Below are 16,055 nucleotides of genomic sequence, written 5' to 3'. Positions count from 1 at the left end.
AGGTCCGGTCGCGCATCGGGGACCGAGAGGTTCCTGACCCTCCCACGCCCTCCGCGTGCTCGTGTTGTCGGCGATGCGTCCGAGCAGCTTACGACGGACGAAAGGGGCGAAGCACGCGGGCGCAGCGCGGTGTGGCGCCGCATTTCGGCGGAAATACCGCGCATCGCGGGAGCGGAGGTCAGGATGGCTCGGAAGGATCAGCTCCGGATGGCTCGAAGTGGGGATCGCCGATGGCCCGGCCGAGGGCTCCCGGGCCGCCGCCGGGTGGCCCGGACGGGCCGGTGGTGCGACGGATGTGACGGTTGCGCCGTGTGGTGCGCCGGTGGTGCGCCTGGCGTGCGCCCCGGGAGCGCCCTCGCGGTTCCCCGCCCGGAAACCGGGGTCCCGGGGCCCGCCGACGGTGGGCCGGAACGCGTTCGGGCCGGGTCACTGATACCCTGGTATCCCGTGGACCGGTGGGATCAAACGCCCCGGACCGGCCGAACCGACGACCCTCAGGGCCCCGTGCGCAGCACCGCCCTCCCCCGTCGCGACGGCGAGCCGCGAGCCTCCCACCACGTCACCTTCGACACGCGACCCACGGGAGCCCCCTCTTGGCACAGCCCCATTCCGGCAAGGCATCGAACGGCCGCGCCGTGACGACCAAGCACCTCTTCGTCACCGGGGGTGTCGCCTCGTCTCTCGGCAAGGGCCTCACCGCCTCCAGCCTCGGTGCCCTGCTCAAGGCCCGCGGCCTGCGCGTGACGATGCAGAAGCTCGACCCGTACCTCAACGTGGACCCGGGCACCATGAACCCGTTCCAGCACGGTGAGGTCTTCGTCACCGACGACGGCGCCGAGACCGACCTCGACATCGGCCACTACGAGCGGTTCCTCGACACCAACCTGCACGGCTCGGCCAACGTCACCACCGGCCAGGTGTACTCGACGGTCATCGCCAAGGAGCGCCGCGGCGAGTACCTGGGCGACACCGTCCAGGTCATCCCGCACATCACCAACGAGATCAAGTCCCGGATCCGCCGGATGGCGACCGAGGACGTCGACGTGGTGATCACCGAGGTCGGCGGCACCGTCGGCGACATCGAGTCGCTGCCGTTCCTGGAGGCCGTCCGCCAGGTCCGCCACGAGGTCGGCCGGGACAACGTCTTCTTCGTGCACGTCTCCCTGCTGCCGTACATCGGCCCCTCGGGCGAGCTGAAGACCAAGCCCACCCAGCACTCCGTCGCCGCGCTGCGCAACATCGGCATCCAGCCCGACGCCATCGTGCTGCGCGCCGACCGCGAGGTCCCGCAGGCCATCAAGCGCAAGATCTCGCTGATGTGCGACGTGGACGAGGAGGCCGTGGTCGCGGCCATCGACGCCAAGTCGATCTACGACATCCCCAAGGTGCTGCACGGCGAGGGCCTGGACGCCTACGTCGTCCGCCGTCTGGACCTGCCGTTCCGCGACGTGGACTGGACCACCTGGGACGACCTGCTGCGCCGCGTCCACGAGCCGCAGCACATCGTCAAGGTCGCCCTGGTCGGCAAGTACATCGACCTCCCGGACGCCTACCTGTCGGTGACCGAGGCGCTGCGCGCCGGCGGCTTCGCCAACAACGCCCGGGTCGAGATCAAGTGGGTCACCTCGGACGACTGCGAGACCCCCGAGGGTGCCCGCGAGCAGCTCGGCGACGTGGACGCGATCTGCATCCCCGGCGGCTTCGGCGACCGCGGCGTCAACGGCAAGGTCGGTGCGATCACCTTCGCCCGCGAGAACAAGGTCCCGCTGCTCGGCCTCTGCCTGGGCCTCCAGTGCGTCGTCATCGAGGCCGCCCGCAACCTGGCCGGCCTGCCCGAGGCCAACTCGACCGAGTTCGACGCCGCCGCCAAGCACCCGGTCGTCTCCACCATGGCCGAGCAGCTGGCCATCGTCGACGGCAAGGGCGACCTGGGCGGCACCATGCGCCTGGGCCTCTACCCGGCCAAGCTCGCCGAGGGCTCGATCGTCCGCGAGGTCTACGCCGGCGAGCAGTACGTCGAGGAGCGCCACCGCCACCGCTACGAGGTCAACAACGCGTACCGGGCGGACCTGGAGAAGACCGGCCTGCAGTTCTCCGGCCTCTCCCCGAAGGGCGACCTGGTCGAGTACGTCGAGTACCCGCGCGAGGTGCACCCCTACCTGGTGGCCACCCAGGCCCACCCGGAGCTGAAGTCCCGGCCGACCCGCCCGCACCCGCTGTTCGCGGGTCTGGTGAAGGCCGCGATCGAGATCAAGACGGCCCCGGACGACGCCCAGTAGTCCCGGTCCGTTCCCCGGACGGCGGCCCCGCGATTCCTGCGGGGCCGCCGTTCGGCGTTAGATTGTGTCGTACTGACGAAAAGGGGAGAGCGTGATGGACGACCGCAGCACCGCCGATGTCGCCGACGTGGCCGAGGAGTGGGAGGTCCGGGGGAGCACCACCCCGTTCCAGGGCCGGGTCACCGGAGTGCGCACCGAGGAGGTCCTGATGCCCGACGGCAGCTGGGCCCGCCGGGACTACCAGACCCACCCCGGCTCGGTCTCCGTCCTCGCCCTGGACGACCGGCAGCGGGTGCTGATCCTGCGCCAGTACCGCCACCCCGTCCGCCAGCGCCTCTGGGAGCTGCCCGCCGGACTGCTCGACGTGCCCGGCGAGAACCCGCTGCACGCCGCCCAGCGCGAGCTGTACGAGGAGGCGCACTGCAAGGCCGGCGAATGGCGGGTGCTGGTCGACTTCTACACCTCGCCCGGCGGCACCGACGAGGCGCTGCGGCTCTTCCTCGCCACCGACCTCTCGGAGGCGGAGGGCGAGCGGTACGAGGCGCACGGGGAGGAACTGGAGCTGGAGTCCGCCCGGGTGCCGGTCGAGGAGCTGATCCGGCTGATCCACGCCGGCGAGCTGCACAACCCGACCCTGATCACCGGGACCCTGGCGCTGTACGCGGCCCTGCACGGGCCGGGCGGGCTGGACGGCCTGCGGGCGGCGGACTCGCCGTGGCCCGCCAGGCCCTTCTCTTCTTTTTAGGCTCGGCTCACCTCCGGGGCGCTCTGATCCGGTGCCGACGGTCGGCGCTCCAACGCCGCTCCTTCGTCGCGTCGTCCTCGCTTCTCCCTTTCGGCACCGGCGCGCCCCTTCGGCTCGCTCGCGGTCCGTGCCGGGCGGGGGTCAGGGCGGGTCGGTGGGGGGCTCGGGGCGTGAGGACGAGGGCGAGGTGGTCCCCGGTCACGGTTTCCGGCGCCGCGCGGGCGGGTGAGTTCCGGCGGTCCGGTGTCCGGGTTTCGGCCGGGGGGGTGATTTACCGGTTCGTACGACCGGATGTCACCTCGGTCGGGGCGGGTGGTCGAACTACGCTTCGCAGACGGGGCGTCCGTTGCGGGCGGCCGCCGGTGAGCGCTGATTGACGTCGGGAGTGGCACGGGTGGCGAGGAAGACGGCGACCATGGAGGCCGGGACCGGTGCGCCCGCCGAGCGCGTTCCCGGATTGGACCGGCTGCCGGCCGGCCCCGCCCTGTTCGTCGGCCGGCGCACCGAGCTGGCCGCGCTCCGGGCCGCCGCCGCGCGTCCGGCCGAGGGCCGCAGCCCGGTGCTGGTGCTGGCCGGACGGCCCGGTTCGGGCCGTACGGCGCTGGCCGTCCGCTTCGCCGTCACCGTCGCCGGCCAGTACCCCGACGGGGTGCTGTTCGCCCGGCTGTCCGCCGCCGACGGCGGCCGCGTGCCGCCCGCCAGGGCCGCCCGGCGGCTGCTGGAGCAGCTCGGCGCGGACACCGCCGAGGTCCCACTGCCCGGCGCGGCCGGGGACGGCCGGGACGACCCGGCGTGCGTCGCGCTGCGCGCGGCGCTGGCCGGGCGGCGGGTGCTGCTGGTGCTGGACGACGTCCGGGACGCCGGGCAGCTGTGGCCGCTGCTCGCGGACGAGCCCGGCTGCCTGGTGCTCGCCACCACGGCCGGGCCGCTCACCGGGATCGAGGACATCGACCCGGTCATCCTCGGCGGGCTCGACCGGTCGGCGGTGGCCGAACTGCTCGGCGACCTGGTCGGCGGCACCAGGATCGGCTGCGACCCGGTCGGCGCGGCGGACCTGGCGGAAGCCTGCGGCTCCCAGCCGGCGGCGCTGCGGTTGATGGCCGGACGGCTGCGCGGCAAGCCGGAGCTGGCGGTGACGGAGGCCGCGAAGGAGCTGCTGCGGGCCGTCGCGGAGGCCGGGAAGGCGGAGCCGGAGGGCTCGAAGGAGTCGGCCGAGCCCGTCGCCCACCCGCCGGCGCCGAAGGGGAAGGGCAAGGGGGAGCCGGGCAAGGCGCAGCGGGCGAAGGCGGGGCCCGCCGCGGTGGCCCCGCCGGCGGAGCCGGCCCGGGACCCGGCCGCCTGGGTCCGGCCCGGTCCGGAACCGGCCGAGCCCGTCCCGGTGCCCGACAACGACCCGTTGGTGGGCGCCTTCACCCTGGCCTACGCGGGTCTGACCGCCGCGCAGGCCAGGATGCTGCGCGCGCTCACCCTGGCCCCCGCCCAGTCCGCGGATCCGCGCACCGCCTCCGCCCTGGTGGGCTGCCCGGCCCCGGAGGCCGCGACCACCCTGGCCGCCCTCGCCGAGCGGGAGCTGCTCGCCGAGGAGCCGCCCGCCGCGGACGGTACCGCCCGTTACCGCGTCCCCGGCCGGCTCCACCCCCGGCTGGTCCGGCTGCGCGAGCGGGACGACCGGCCCGCCGAGATCGAGCTGGCCCGGGCCAGGCTGCTGGAGCGGCTGGTCCGGCTCACCGACGCGGCCCGGGCGCTGCTCGACCCGTCCGGCACCCCCGGGCCCGATCCGCTGCCCGGTCCGCTGCGGCTGACGTCCGCCGCCCACGCCCGGGAGTGGCTGCTCGGCGAGCGGGACCCGCTGCTCGGCGCGGTCGCCGACGCGATCGGCCAGGGCGATCTCGACGGCTCGGCGGGCCGGCTGGTCACCGCGCTGCTGCGCTCCCTGCCGCTGACCGGCGCCGCCGCCCCGGCCGACCTCCACCAGCTGCACGAGCTGGTGCTGACGGTCGCCGAGCGCCACGGCCGACCGCGCCGGGCCTCGGCCGCGCTGCTCAACCTGGGCGACCTCCAGGCCGCCGCGGGCCGCTGGGAGCTGGCGTCCGGGCACTACCGGGCCGCCCTGGAGCACGCCAGGACCGCCGACGACGAAGCGCTCTGTGCCCGCGCGCTGGAGGGCGCGGCCGGCTGTCACCGGGCGCTCGGCGATGCCGTGCGCGCCGCCGATTGGTACGGCCGGGCGCTGGGTGTCCGGCAGTCGATGGGGGACCAGGCCGCCGAGGCCCGGCTGCTGGCCCGGGTGGCCGAGGCGCACGTGGCCCAGCGCCGGTTCGACGAGGCCGAGCGGGAGTACCGGGCGTCCCTGTCGGTGCTGCGCCGCATCGGGGACGAACGGGGCCGGGAGGCCGTCGCCACCGCCCTCGCCGAGCTGCGGGAACGGGTCTCCGCCGGGTGGTAGGGGATGGTTCGGGAGTATTGTCGAAGATGTCCGGTCGGCACGGCTTTGGCAGGAAGATCGCGATGGAAGCCTACGAACCTGCCAATGAGCTCGGCAGATTTATTCATTTTGGAAGGCTGACAGGCCGCCTGGGCTTCATTACACTCGTACTCAAGCGCGCATCGAGCCGTGCCCCGGTGCCATCCGGAGGCTTCCCCCCGTGCGCGTTGCCCGCCGGTCTTCTCCGGTAGGGACCCCCATGGCAAGAGGACGTGTTTAGCCGTGAAGGTCGGCATCCCCCGCGAGGTCAAGAACCACGAGTACCGCGTGGCCATCACGCCCGCCGGCGTGCATGAGCTGGTCCGCAACGGACACGAGGTCTACATCGAGGACAACGCCGGTGTCGGCTCCTCGATCCCGAACGAGGAGTACGTGGCCGCCGGCGCCACCATCCTCCCCACCGCCGACGAGGTGTGGGCCACCGCCGACCTGCTGCTGAAGGTCAAGGAGCCGATCGCGGAGGAGTACCACCGCCTGCGCAAGGGCCAGACGGTCTTCACGTACCTCCACCTGGCGGCCGACCGGGCCGGTACCGACGCGCTGATCGCCTCCGGCACCACCGCCATCGCGTACGAGACCGTGCAGCTCGCCAACGGTGCCCTGCCGCTGCTCGCCCCGATGTCCGAGGTCGCGGGCCGGCTGGCCCCGCAGGTCGGTTCCTACCACCTGATGCGCCCGGCCGGCGGCCGCGGCACCCTCCCCGGCGGCGTCCCCGGCACCCACCCGGCCAAGGCCGTCGTCATCGGTGGCGGCGTCTCCGGCTGGCACGCGGCCACCATCGCGATCGGCATGGGCTACGAGGTGACCCTGCTGGACCGCGACATCAACAAGCTGCGCGAGGCCGACAAGATCTTCGGCACGAAGATCAAGGCCATCATGTCCAACTCCTTCGAGCTGGAGAAGGCCGTCATCGAGGCCGACCTGGTCATCGGCGCGGTGCTGATCCCGGGCGCCAAGGCCCCGAAGCTCGTCACCAACGAGCTGGTCTCCCGCATGAAGCCGGGCTCCGTGCTCGTCGACATCGCCATCGACCAGGGCGGCTGCTTCGAGGACTCGCACGCCACCACGCACGCCGAGCCGACCTTCCAGGTCCACAACTCGGTCTTCTACTGCGTGGCCAACATGCCGGGCGCCGTCCCGAACACCTCCACCTACGCGCTGACCAACGCGACGCTGCCGTACGTCGTCGAGCTGGCCAACCGGGGCTGGAAGGACGCGCTGCGCCGCGACGCCGCGCTCGCCAAGGGTCTGAACGTCCACGAGGGCCAGATCACCTTCGGCGCCGTCGCCGAGGCGTTCGGCCTGGAGTCGGTCTCCCTGGAGTCCGTGCTCGCCTGAGCCCGAACCGCGTCGCCCCCGACCCGATGACCTCGGGCCGGGGGCTTCGGCATGCCCGTCCACGGGGTCACGCTGCGTCCCCGTGAACGGTGTGAACAAGGGGTGAAGCCCGTGACGACTTCGGGGGCGGAACGGGCGGGTCGCTCTGTCGTCAATTTCTGTGGGTCGTGTCACCCCACCGCAGAAACGTTAGGGTCAAGGGCCCTCGCATCCCTTGACAGAGGGTTGCCCGATAGTCGACACATCCGGCCCACTACCGTGGATTGTGTTGCTGCGAACGCCTTGAACGGCCTAGAGTCGCAAACCGTCGGCATGCTGCCACGCTGACGAATCGACATAGAGTCCTGGATGCCCAAGGAGGTAAGACGACTTGTGAATGAGTCGACATTTGCTCCCGGGGGTGGTCAGCCAGGGCTGGCGGAGCACACCGCCGGCCAGCCGAGTGGGGAGTCCGGGGCCAGGCACGCCACCGTGGGCTCCGCCGAGGTCGGCTCGGTCGCTCTCCGTACTTTCGAAGCACGCCAGAACACAGCACAGGTGACCACGGTGACCGACTACGACGTCGAACTGCCGGCGCACGGCCTGGCCTACGGCGAATTCGCCTACGGCGCCTACGACGATCCCGATGCCGAGTACGAGCCGGACCCGGAGTACGCGGCCACGCTCGCCCCCGACGCCGCGCGTCAGCGCCGCGAGCGGATCGGCCCGACCGGACGTCCGCAGCCGTACTTCCCGATCCCGGCGCCGGTGGCCGAGCACGGCCCCGCCCAGATCATCGCGATGTGCAACCAGAAGGGCGGCGTCGGCAAGACCACGTCGACCATCAACCTGGGTGCCGCGCTCGCCGAGTACGGCCGCCGGGTGCTGCTGGTCGACTTCGACCCGCAGGGCGCCCTCTCCGTCGGACTCGGCGTCAACCCGATGGAACTCGACGTCACCGTCTACAACCTCCTCATGGAGCGCGGACTGACGGCCGATGAGGTGCTGCTGAAGACGGCCGTGCCGGGCATGGACCTGCTGCCGTCCAACATCGACCTCTCCGCCGCCGAGGTGCAGCTGGTCAGCGAGGTGGCCCGGGAGTCCGCGCTGGCGCGCGCCCTGAAGCCGCTGCTGCCCGACTACGACTTCGTCATCATCGACTGCCAGCCCTCGCTGGGCCTGCTGACGGTCAATGCGCTGACGGCCGCTCACAGCGTGATCGTGCCGCTGGAGTGCGAGTTCTTCGCGCTGCGCGGTGTCGCGCTGCTGACCGAGACGATCGAGAAGGTCTGCGAGCGGCTCAACCCGGAGCTGCGGCTGGACGGCATCCTCGCCACCATGTACGACTCGCGCACCGTGCACAGCCGCGAGGTGCTGGCGCGCGTCGTCGAGGCGTTCGGCGAGCACGTCTTCCACACCGTCATCGGGCGGACCGTGCGCTTCCCGGAGACCACCGTCGCCGGCGAACCGATCACGACGTACGCGACCAATTCGGTCGGTGCCGCCGCTTACCGCCAGCTCGCCAGGGAGGTGCTCGACCGGTGCCGCCCCGCCGAGTGAGTCTCCCGGGGGCCGACGAGCTGTTCCGAACCACCGGCGGGATGGCGCTCTCGCCGTCCCTCGCGTCGCGTTCGGCCGTCGAGGCCCCCAGACCGGAGACCGCCCGGGCGGTCCACGGCGCCGGTGACGCCGACGGCGCCGAGGGTGCCGACGAGGTCACGGCGGCCGGTGGTGTCGGCCCGGCCGACGGCGGCGAGGACCCGGAGCGCGCCGGGAGCGGCGCCGGCCGGGCCGGGGAGCAGGCGGAGGGCCGACAGGGCACCCGCCGCGAGGCCGGTACGGCGGGCGCGTCCGTGCCCGCCCCCGCGCAGCCGGGCGGCCGCGGCGCGGCCCCGCGCCAGCACGCCGGTGCGGTCGAGGAACAGACGGGTGCCGCGGGGCGGCCCCGTCCGCGTGGCCGTGCCCCCCGCCGTCCCAGCGGGCGCGAGCGGCACGACGAGAAGATCACCGTGTACGTGTCCGCCGAGGAGCTGATGGACCTCGAACACACCCGGCTGGTGCTCCGCGGTGAGCACGGCCTGGCGGTGGACCGGGGCCGGATCGTGCGGGAGGCCATCGCGGTCGTCCTGGCGGACCTGGAGCAGCGCGGCGAGGCCAGCATCCTGGTACGGCGGCTGCGCGGGCGCTGAGCCCGCGCCTCGGGGCCGCGGGGGGTCCGGGGCGGGCCGTCGGTCCGTGCGGTGGTCGCGGGAGGCCGTGGCGGGCCGTGCGGGTCGTCCGGGCGGGTCCGGGACGCCGTCGGGTCGGCGGACCCCGGTACGGCGGCCGTGCGGGCGCCGGGCCGGTGCCTCGGGGCCGCGCGGTCGGTCGGGGGCCCGGAGCGGACCGGCGTGTCGGTGGCCCCGATGCGGGGCGGCCGGGGCCGCCGGGCGAAGATGGACCGTCATGCCGAGCACGTCCGAGATCCCCGTCGTCGCCCAGGCCGCCGCCGTCGCAGCGGCGGAGCCCGGCGCGTCGCCCGCCGTGGACGCCGAGGGCGCCGACAGCGGTGGCGGAGCGGACACCGACGGACCGCAGGGCGGCTTCCGGGTCCGGCTGGACAACTTCGAGGGCCCCTTCGACCTGCTGCTGAGCCTGATCGCCAAGCACCGGATGGACGTCACCGAGGTGGCGCTGGCGACGGTCACCGACGAGTTCCTCGCCCACATCCGGGCCATGGGGCCGGACTGGGACCTGGACGCGGCGACCGAGTTCCTGGTGGTCGCCGCCACCCTCCTCGATCTCAAGGCGGCCCGGCTGCTGCCCGCCGCCGAGGTGGAGGACGAGGAGGACCTCGCCCTGCTGGAGGCGCGCGACCTGCTCTTCGCCCGGCTGCTCCAGTACCGGGCCTACAAGCGGGCTGCGGCTCTGTTCGGCGAGCGCTGGGCCGCCGAGCTGCTCCGGCGACCGCGCAGCGTCGGCCTGGAGCCCCGGCACGCCGCGCTGCTGCCCGAGGTCGTGATCGGCATCGGCACCGAACGCTTCGCGCAGCTCGCCGCCCGGGCGATGACGCCCAGGCCCGCGCCGGCCGTCTACGTCGACCACATCCACACCCCGCCGGTGAGCGTGCGCGACCAGGCGGGACTGGTGGTCGACCTGCTGGCCGAGCTGGGCGAGGCCACCTTCCAGCGGCTGGTCGCGGACGCGCCGGACACCATGGTGGTGGTCGCCCGCTTCCTGGCGCTGCTGGAGCTCTACCGGGAGCGGGTGCTCGCCTTCGAGCAGCCGGACGCGCTCGGCGAGCTGGTGGTGCGCTGGGTGGCGGAGGCGGACCGGGGCGCGATCGAGGTGACGGACGAGTTCGACCGGCCGGCGGGGGAGGGGGCGTCGACGGCTTCGGCGGGGGTGTCGGCGACGGCTTCGACGGGGGCGTCGGCAGCGGTGCGGGGCGAGGAGGACAAGCGATGACGGTCGGGAACGGCGAGGCGGGCGGTGGACGGCCGACCAGACGGGCGCTGGGGGTGCCGGGCCAGCCGAGGGCCGAGGAGTGGCAGGAGCCCGCGCCGAGCGTCCTGGAGGACGGGCCGGCGCCTTCTCCCGGGCCTCCCGGGGCCGTCCCCGCGGTCATGGCCGCCGTCGCGGCCGTGGCGGTGGAGGCGGCCCCGGTGGAGGTGGTGCACCAGAAGTCGGCCCCGTCGACTTCTCCGGCGCACTTTTCCGAGGAGTTTGCCGAGGACCTTCCCGAGGACTTCCGCGGGGACCCTCCCGGCGGCCCCCCGGCGGCGGACGGGCCCGGCCTGCGGGCGGAGCTGGAGGCGATCCTGATGATCGTCGACGAGCCGGCCGCCGAGGCCCACCTGGCCGCCGTGCTGGAGCGGCCGCGCGCCGAAGTGGCCTCTGCCCTGCGCGGGCTCGCCGCCGAGTACACCGCCCAGGGGCGCGGCTTCGACCTGCGGCAGGTGGCCGGGGGCTGGCGCTTCCACAGCCGCGCGACCTGCGCTCCGGCCGTCGACCGCTTCGTTCTGGACGGCCAGCGGGCCCGTCTGACCCAGGCCGCGCTGGAGACCCTGGCGGTCGTCGCCTACCGGCAACCGGTGTCCAGATCGCGGGTCTCCGCCGTCCGCGGTGTGAACTGTGACGGTGTGATGCGTACCCTGGTACAGCGAGGACTGGTGGAAGAGGCCGGATCCGAGCCCGAAACAGGTGCGATCCTGTATCGGACGACGAACTACTTCCTGGAACGGATGGGGCTCCGCGGCCTGGACGAGCTGCCGGAGCTTGCTCCCTTCCTGCCCGAGGTCGACGACGTGGAAGCGGAGTCCCTTGAGGGCACGATGATCGCGGAGGCGGTCGCCGCCGCTGCCGCGAAGGCTGCGGACGGCAGTGGCGAGGCCGGTCGGGCTGCGCCTGATCGGTAGGGGGCGGTGAGGTCGGCCGAGACGACCGCACAGCCCAGACGGTAACGACGTACGGACACTTTGATGCGTAGCAGTGGCAACGGCAGGAACAGCAGCGGCGGCGGCAGCGGCAGCAGTCGCGGCGGACAGGGCGGGGGCCGGGGCGGCTCCTACGGGGGCGGCTCGGGTTCGAGCGCGGGCCGCGGCGGCTCGTACGGCGGCGGCTCCGGCGCGCCCCGCGGTGGCTCCGGTGAGCGTGGAGGTTCGTACGGCGGCGGCGCGAGCCGTGGCGGTTCGGGCGAGCGCGGGGGTTCGTACGGCGGTGGCTCCGGTTCGGGCCGCGGCGGCTCCGGCGAGCGCGGGGGTTCGTACGGCGGCGGCGCGAGCCGTGGCGGGTCGTACGGCGGTGGCTCCGGTTCCGGCCGCGGCGGCTCCGGCGCGCCCCGCGGTGGCTCCGGCGCGGGTCGTACCGGCTCCGGCTCGTACGACCGCCGTGACGACCGGCGCGATGACCGTCGTGACGACCGCCGCTTCCCGGACCGCCCGCTGCGGCCCGAGGAGCGCCGGTACGACCGCCCCGAGTTCGGCGGCGGCCCCAACGCCACCCCGGCCCGCGGCGGCTTCAGCGGCCGTCGGCCCAACCCGGCCCCGCGCCCGCGCCGGGAGGGCCAGGGCGCCCCGGGCGACCCGCGGCGCCAGCCGCAGCGCTCGCGCGAGCTCCAGGCCCGGATCGAGGACGCGGTGCTGGCCCGCCACGACAAGCCGGCCGTGAAGCTGCCGAAGACCTTCGGCGAGCCCGAGGGCGAGCGGCTGCAGAAGGTGCTGGCCCGGGCCGGCATCGGCAGCCGCCGCGCCTGCGAGGAGCTGATCGACCAGGGCCGGGTCGAGGTCAACGGCAAGCGCGTCACCGAGCAGGGCAAGCGGGTCGACCCGCAGAACGACGAGATCAAGGTGGACGGCCTGACCGTCGCCACCCAGTCGTACCTGTTCTTCGCGCTGAACAAGCCGGCCGGCGTCGTCTCCACCATGGAGGACCCGGACGGCCGCCAGTGCCTCGGCGACTACGTGACCAACCGGGAAACCCGGCTGTTCCACGTCGGCCGCCTGGACACCGAGACCGAGGGCATCATCCTGCTCACCAACCACGGCGAGCTGGCGCACCGCCTCACCCACCCCCGGTACGGCGTGACCAAGACCTACCTGGCCGCCATCCAGGGTCCGATCCCGCGCGACCTGGGCAAGCAGCTCGCCAAGGGCATCGAGCTGGAGGACGGCTACGCCCGCGCCGACAGCTTCAAGGTGGTCTCGAACGTCGGCAAGAACTACCTGGTCGAGGTGACCCTGCACGAGGGTCGCAAGCACATCGTCCGCCGGATGCTGTCCGAGGCGGGCTTCCCGGTCGAGAAGCTGGTGCGCACCCACTTCGGTCCGATCGCGCTCGGTGACCAGAAGTCCGGCTGGCTGCGCCGGCTGACCAACCCCGAGGTCGGTCAGCTGATGAACGAGGTCGGCTTGTAACAGCCGGCCCAGCGGTCCCCGGAGGGCCTCCCCGCCACCTGGCGGGGAGGCCCTCCGTCGTTCGGCGTATCCGCTGCGCGGCGGACCGCGTCGTGGGGTGATCACCTTGTCAGCCCGGTGATCCGTGGCCGAGGATTGCCACCTGACCGCGATCCGCCGGGTGGCGGGAGTGCGCCACCCCGTGCGGGGGGCCAGAGGCGAACCGGGAGCGACGCCGTGTCCGATGCACCACTCAGCGCGCTGGGACTGGCCGGGCCGGACGGGCGGGTCTACGCGGCGCTGGTGGCCAACCCGCAGTCCACGGCCGAGGACCTCGCCGGGCTCTGCGACCTGACCCTCCAGCAGAGCCTGCGGGCCCTGGACCGGCTGGCCCAGCAGGGCATGGCCACCCGGGCCCCGGTGGACCGCCAGCGCTTCCTGCCGGTCGCCCCGGACGTCGCCATCGGCACCCTGATCGGCCACCGGGAGTCCGAACTGCGGCACGCCCGGGCCGAGATGCACCGGTTGATGGACGCCTTCCGGGAGGCTTCCCGGTACACCGACCCGGCGCACTCGGTCGAGGTGCTGACCGGCGGCGAGGCGATAGCCCAGCGGCTGGAGCACATCACCGGGACCAGCCAGTACCAGATCCGCGGCTTCGACTGCCCGCCCTACATCCAGGACCCGGTGGCCAACATCCCGTTGCAGCGGCAGCGGCTGGGGGAGGGCGTGCGGTTCCGGACCATCTACGACCGGGAGGCGGTGGCCTGGCCGGGCCGGCTGGAGAAGAACATCCTGGTCGGCGTCGCCGACGGGGAGGAGGCCAGGGTCCGGCCGGTGCTCCCGATGAAAATGGTGATGTCGGACGACCGGATGGCGATCATCCCGATCAGCGTCGGTGACAGCGTGCTCGACGCCGCGTACGTGATCCACCCCTCGGCGCTGCTCCAGGCCCTGGACACGCTCTTCGAGGCGGAGTGGGAGCGCGCCGTCCAGTTGCAGTCCGCGCTCGGCGCCGGTGACGGGGCGCTGGAGCCGGAGGCCGACCACCGCAAACTGCTCGGCCTGCTGGCCGCCGGCCTCACCGACGAGTCGATCGCCCGCTCGCTGGGCTGGAGCGCCCGGACCACCCAGCGCCGGCTCCAGTCGCTGATGCGCGAGCTGGGGGCCACCACCCGCTTCCAGGCCGGGATGGCGGCCCGGGAGCGGGGCTGGCTGTAGCTCCGGCCCCGGTTCCGGCCCTGCTTCCGGTGCTGGCGTGGCGGCGGCCGGGCCGGTGCCGGTGGGCCGGGCGGGGAGTCAGCTCCAGGGGGAGAGGGACGCCCAACGGCCGTCCGGCCCGCGTTCGACCTTCTCCAGACCGACCACCGCCGTGCGGTTCAGCCGCCCGTAGATGTGCGGGAACAGCACCCCGGGCGTGGCCCCGGACGGCGGTGCGCCGTTCGGGGCCTCCCACTTGACCATCGGTTCCACCAGCGACTCCTCGATCAGCAGCACCATCAGGGGTCCGGGGGTGTCGGCGAAGAAGGCGTTGGCCACGGCCAGCGCGGTCGGCTCGTCCGCCGAGCAGTGGATGAACCCGTCGGTGAGCAGCGAGGCGGTCGCGTACGGCCGCCCGGGGTCGGCCAGCCAGTCGTCCAGGGGAGCGAGGTGCAGGATCATGCTCCTGTTGTACCTGTTCCGGCCGGGCCCGGACGGACGCCCGGGCCGCCGCCGCTCACAGGCCGGCCACCTTCGCGGAGGCGGAGACCTCGTACACCAGGGTCAGCGTGCGGCGGGCGCCCGGGCCGAGCGGAACGTCCCAGCGGACGATGCCCTCGGCGTCGGAGGCGTCCGGCACGGGTGAGCACTCCTCCTTGCGCAGCCGCACCTCCACCGCCGCCACCTCGGAGACCGGTACGCGTTCGCGCACCGCGACCAGCTGCTCGTCCCGCTCCTCCGGGCCGGAGAACCGGGACAGGTGCAGCCGCACCGTGCGGGTGGTCACCGAACGCTGGCTCAGACCCGCGGTGGACCGGCGCTCCTCGGTCTCCCGCACCACCCGGTAGCCGTCCGAGCTGCCGAAGGACAGCTCGGTGTCGGCGCCCGCCGCGGTGAACGGCAGCTGTCCGCGCCCGGTGAACCCGCTGCCGCGGACCAGCTCGACCGGCCCGGCGAGCAGCGGGTGCCCGGCCGTGTTGCGGAACCGGACCACCTGGGTCACCAGCGGCGACAGCTCCGGCACGCAGGTGAACTCGCTGCGCGCCGGACCGTCGAAGGAGGCCAGCGGCACCCGGTGCGCCTTCCCGTCGGACGGCACCGTCGCCGGGGCCGGGGCGCTCAGCACCCGCACCTCGCCGCCGTCGTCCACGCCCGGCACGACGCCGTCCGGCCCCAGCTCGGAGATCGCCTCCTCGCGCAGCTCGACCTCGACGGCGCGCTTCTCCTCGCTGGTGCGTTCGCGCAGCGTCAGCACGTCCTCGACGAGCGACGGCGGTTCGGTGGCCAGCGCCGACCGGGCGGTGGAGAAGGTCAGCCGGGCCCCGTTCCAGACCTCGCCGGTGCGCTGCCAGACCACGGCCTCGGACTCCAGCCGCAGCACGCCGTCGGCCAGGGTGGCGCGGTAGGACGGCCGCCACAGGGCGCACGGCACCAGGTGGTGCACGGTGAGGCGGGCCGGACCGGCCGCGGCGGCCTCGACGGTGAGGTCGAGGTGGGCGACCAGTTCGGCGGGCCGCTCCTCGGACTCCTCCAGGGCGCCGAGCGCCGCGGCGCGGTCCACCTCCAGCCGGCGCAGCCGGACCCGGGAGGCCCGCAGCTCCTCGCCGTGCTGCTCGCGGCCGGCGTCGACCCGGTCCAGCTCGCGGTGCCAGCGGGTGCGCTCGACCTCGCCGGCGCCGGCGCCCTCGCCGACCTCCCGGAGCAGGTCGGTGCTGAGCTGGGCGAGCAGGGCCAGCCGGGCCTCCAGCCGGTCGGCCAGCCGCTCCTCCTCACGGATCCGGACCTCCAGGTCGTGCAGCCGGTGGCGCAGCTCGGAGTCGTCGGGGCCGGGCGGCAGTGGTGGGCGGGGGGTCCAGGTGCGGGTGATCCGGGCGTCCAGGACGCGGACGCCCGGGGTGTCCGACTCGGCGCGCAGGGTGCGGTCGACGGCGAGGGCGGTGAGCGGGCCGAGCCGCAGCCGCTGGACGCCGGCGGCGAGGTCCGCGGTGGCGGTCCGCCCGATCCGGGCGCGGTCCTCCAGGCAGGTGACGGTGGTGACGGGGAGCGCCGTCACGGGGGGCGGGGTGCCCGGGGTGGTCGGGACGCCCGGAGTGTTCGGGGCGCCGGGCCCCGGGGCGTCCGCGCTCGCGGCGCCGGGGAGGGGGGTGACGGTCATC

12 protein-coding genes are annotated in these 16,055 nt (G+C 74.1%); 10 read left to right on the top strand and 2 right to left on the bottom strand.

Going from position 1 to position 16,055, the window contains the following annotated elements; all coding sequences use genetic code 11:
- The first annotated feature begins 593 nt into the window (after positions 1-593).
- From ACIQ9P_RS33460 to ACIQ9P_RS33415, 10 genes are all read left to right on the top strand, one after another.
- The gene (locus ACIQ9P_RS33460) at positions 594-2,279 is read left to right on the top strand and encodes a CTP synthase (protein ID WP_402364849.1); all 1,686 of its coding nucleotides are present in this window, start codon (positions 594-596) and stop codon (positions 2,277-2,279) included.
- A 94-nt stretch (positions 2,280-2,373) separates the two neighbouring features.
- Positions 2,374-3,024, top strand: coding sequence for an NUDIX domain-containing protein (locus ACIQ9P_RS33455; RefSeq protein ID WP_402364846.1), 651 nt, complete (start codon positions 2,374-2,376; stop codon positions 3,022-3,024).
- Between the two features lie 394 nt (positions 3,025-3,418).
- Positions 3,419-5,470, top strand: a complete 2,052-nt coding sequence (locus ACIQ9P_RS33450) for an AAA family ATPase (RefSeq protein WP_402364843.1) — start codon at positions 3,419-3,421, stop codon at positions 5,468-5,470.
- Positions 5,471-5,731: 261 nt separating this feature from the next.
- Positions 5,732-6,847: an alanine dehydrogenase gene (ald, locus tag ACIQ9P_RS33445; protein WP_402364840.1), complete on the top strand. Its 1,116-nt coding sequence runs from the start codon at positions 5,732-5,734 to the stop codon at positions 6,845-6,847.
- A gap of 471 nt (positions 6,848-7,318) precedes the next feature.
- A complete protein-coding gene (locus ACIQ9P_RS33440; protein WP_402364837.1) occupies positions 7,319-8,386 on the top strand; it encodes a ParA family protein in 1,068 nt (355 codons plus the stop codon).
- Positions 8,383-9,015 (top strand): hypothetical protein, encoded by a 633-nt coding sequence (locus tag ACIQ9P_RS33435; protein WP_402364834.1) that lies wholly within the window; start codon positions 8,383-8,385, stop codon positions 9,013-9,015. Before ACIQ9P_RS33440 ends, ACIQ9P_RS33435 begins: the two co-directional genes overlap by 4 nt.
- A 256-nt stretch (positions 9,016-9,271) precedes the next feature.
- Positions 9,272-10,273, top strand: a complete 1,002-nt coding sequence (locus ACIQ9P_RS33430; protein ID WP_402364831.1) for a segregation and condensation protein A — start codon at positions 9,272-9,274, stop codon at positions 10,271-10,273.
- 356 nt (positions 10,274-10,629) lie between these two features.
- Entirely contained in the window at positions 10,630-11,223 is a 594-nt protein-coding gene (locus ACIQ9P_RS33425) for an SMC-Scp complex subunit ScpB (protein ID WP_402364904.1), read from the top strand.
- A 63-nt stretch (positions 11,224-11,286) separates the two neighbouring features.
- On the top strand, positions 11,287-12,720 hold the full coding sequence (locus ACIQ9P_RS33420) for a pseudouridine synthase (RefSeq protein WP_402364828.1): 1,434 nt from the start codon (positions 11,287-11,289) through the stop codon (positions 12,718-12,720).
- A gap of 216 nt (positions 12,721-12,936) precedes the next feature.
- Positions 12,937-13,920: a transcriptional regulator gene (locus tag ACIQ9P_RS33415; protein ID WP_402364825.1), complete on the top strand. Its 984-nt coding sequence runs from the start codon at positions 12,937-12,939 to the stop codon at positions 13,918-13,920.
- A gap of 78 nt (positions 13,921-13,998) precedes the next feature.
- Here the strand turns inward: ACIQ9P_RS33415 and ACIQ9P_RS33410 are convergent, their stop codons facing one another.
- Positions 13,999-14,361, bottom strand: a complete 363-nt coding sequence (locus tag ACIQ9P_RS33410; protein ID WP_402364822.1) for a DUF952 domain-containing protein — start codon at positions 14,359-14,361, stop codon at positions 13,999-14,001.
- A gap of 55 nt (positions 14,362-14,416) precedes the next feature.
- On the bottom strand, positions 14,417-16,054 hold the full coding sequence (locus ACIQ9P_RS33405) for a DUF4139 domain-containing protein (protein WP_402364819.1): 1,638 nt from the start codon (positions 16,052-16,054) through the stop codon (positions 14,417-14,419).
- Position 16,055: the final 1 nt, after the last annotated feature.

The sequence above is a fragment of the Kitasatospora sp. NPDC094019 genome (assembly GCF_044764505.1).
Classification (GTDB): domain Bacteria; phylum Actinomycetota; class Actinomycetes; order Streptomycetales; family Streptomycetaceae; genus Kitasatospora.
The sequence above is the reverse complement of the archived record's forward strand: the minus strand, read 5'-3'. Positions and strand labels throughout refer to the sequence as shown.

Bases quoted from the DNA above. Each gene is read 5' to 3' on its own strand.
- ACIQ9P_RS33410 (WP_402364822.1), bottom strand. From the start codon at position 14,361: ATGATCCTGCACCTCGCTCCCCTGGACGACTGGCTGGCCGACCCCGGG.
- ACIQ9P_RS33405 (WP_402364819.1), bottom strand. From the start codon at position 16,054: ATGACCGTCACCCCCCTCCCCGGCGCCGCGAGCGCGGACGCCCCGGGG.
- ACIQ9P_RS33420 (WP_402364828.1), top strand. From the start codon at position 11,287: ATGCGTAGCAGTGGCAACGGCAGGAACAGCAGCGGCGGCGGCAGCGGC.
- ACIQ9P_RS33425 (WP_402364904.1), top strand. From the start codon at position 10,630: ATGATCGTCGACGAGCCGGCCGCCGAGGCCCACCTGGCCGCCGTGCTG.
- ACIQ9P_RS33430 (WP_402364831.1), top strand. From the start codon at position 9,272: ATGCCGAGCACGTCCGAGATCCCCGTCGTCGCCCAGGCCGCCGCCGTC.
- ACIQ9P_RS33455 (WP_402364846.1), top strand. From the start codon at position 2,374: ATGGACGACCGCAGCACCGCCGATGTCGCCGACGTGGCCGAGGAGTGG.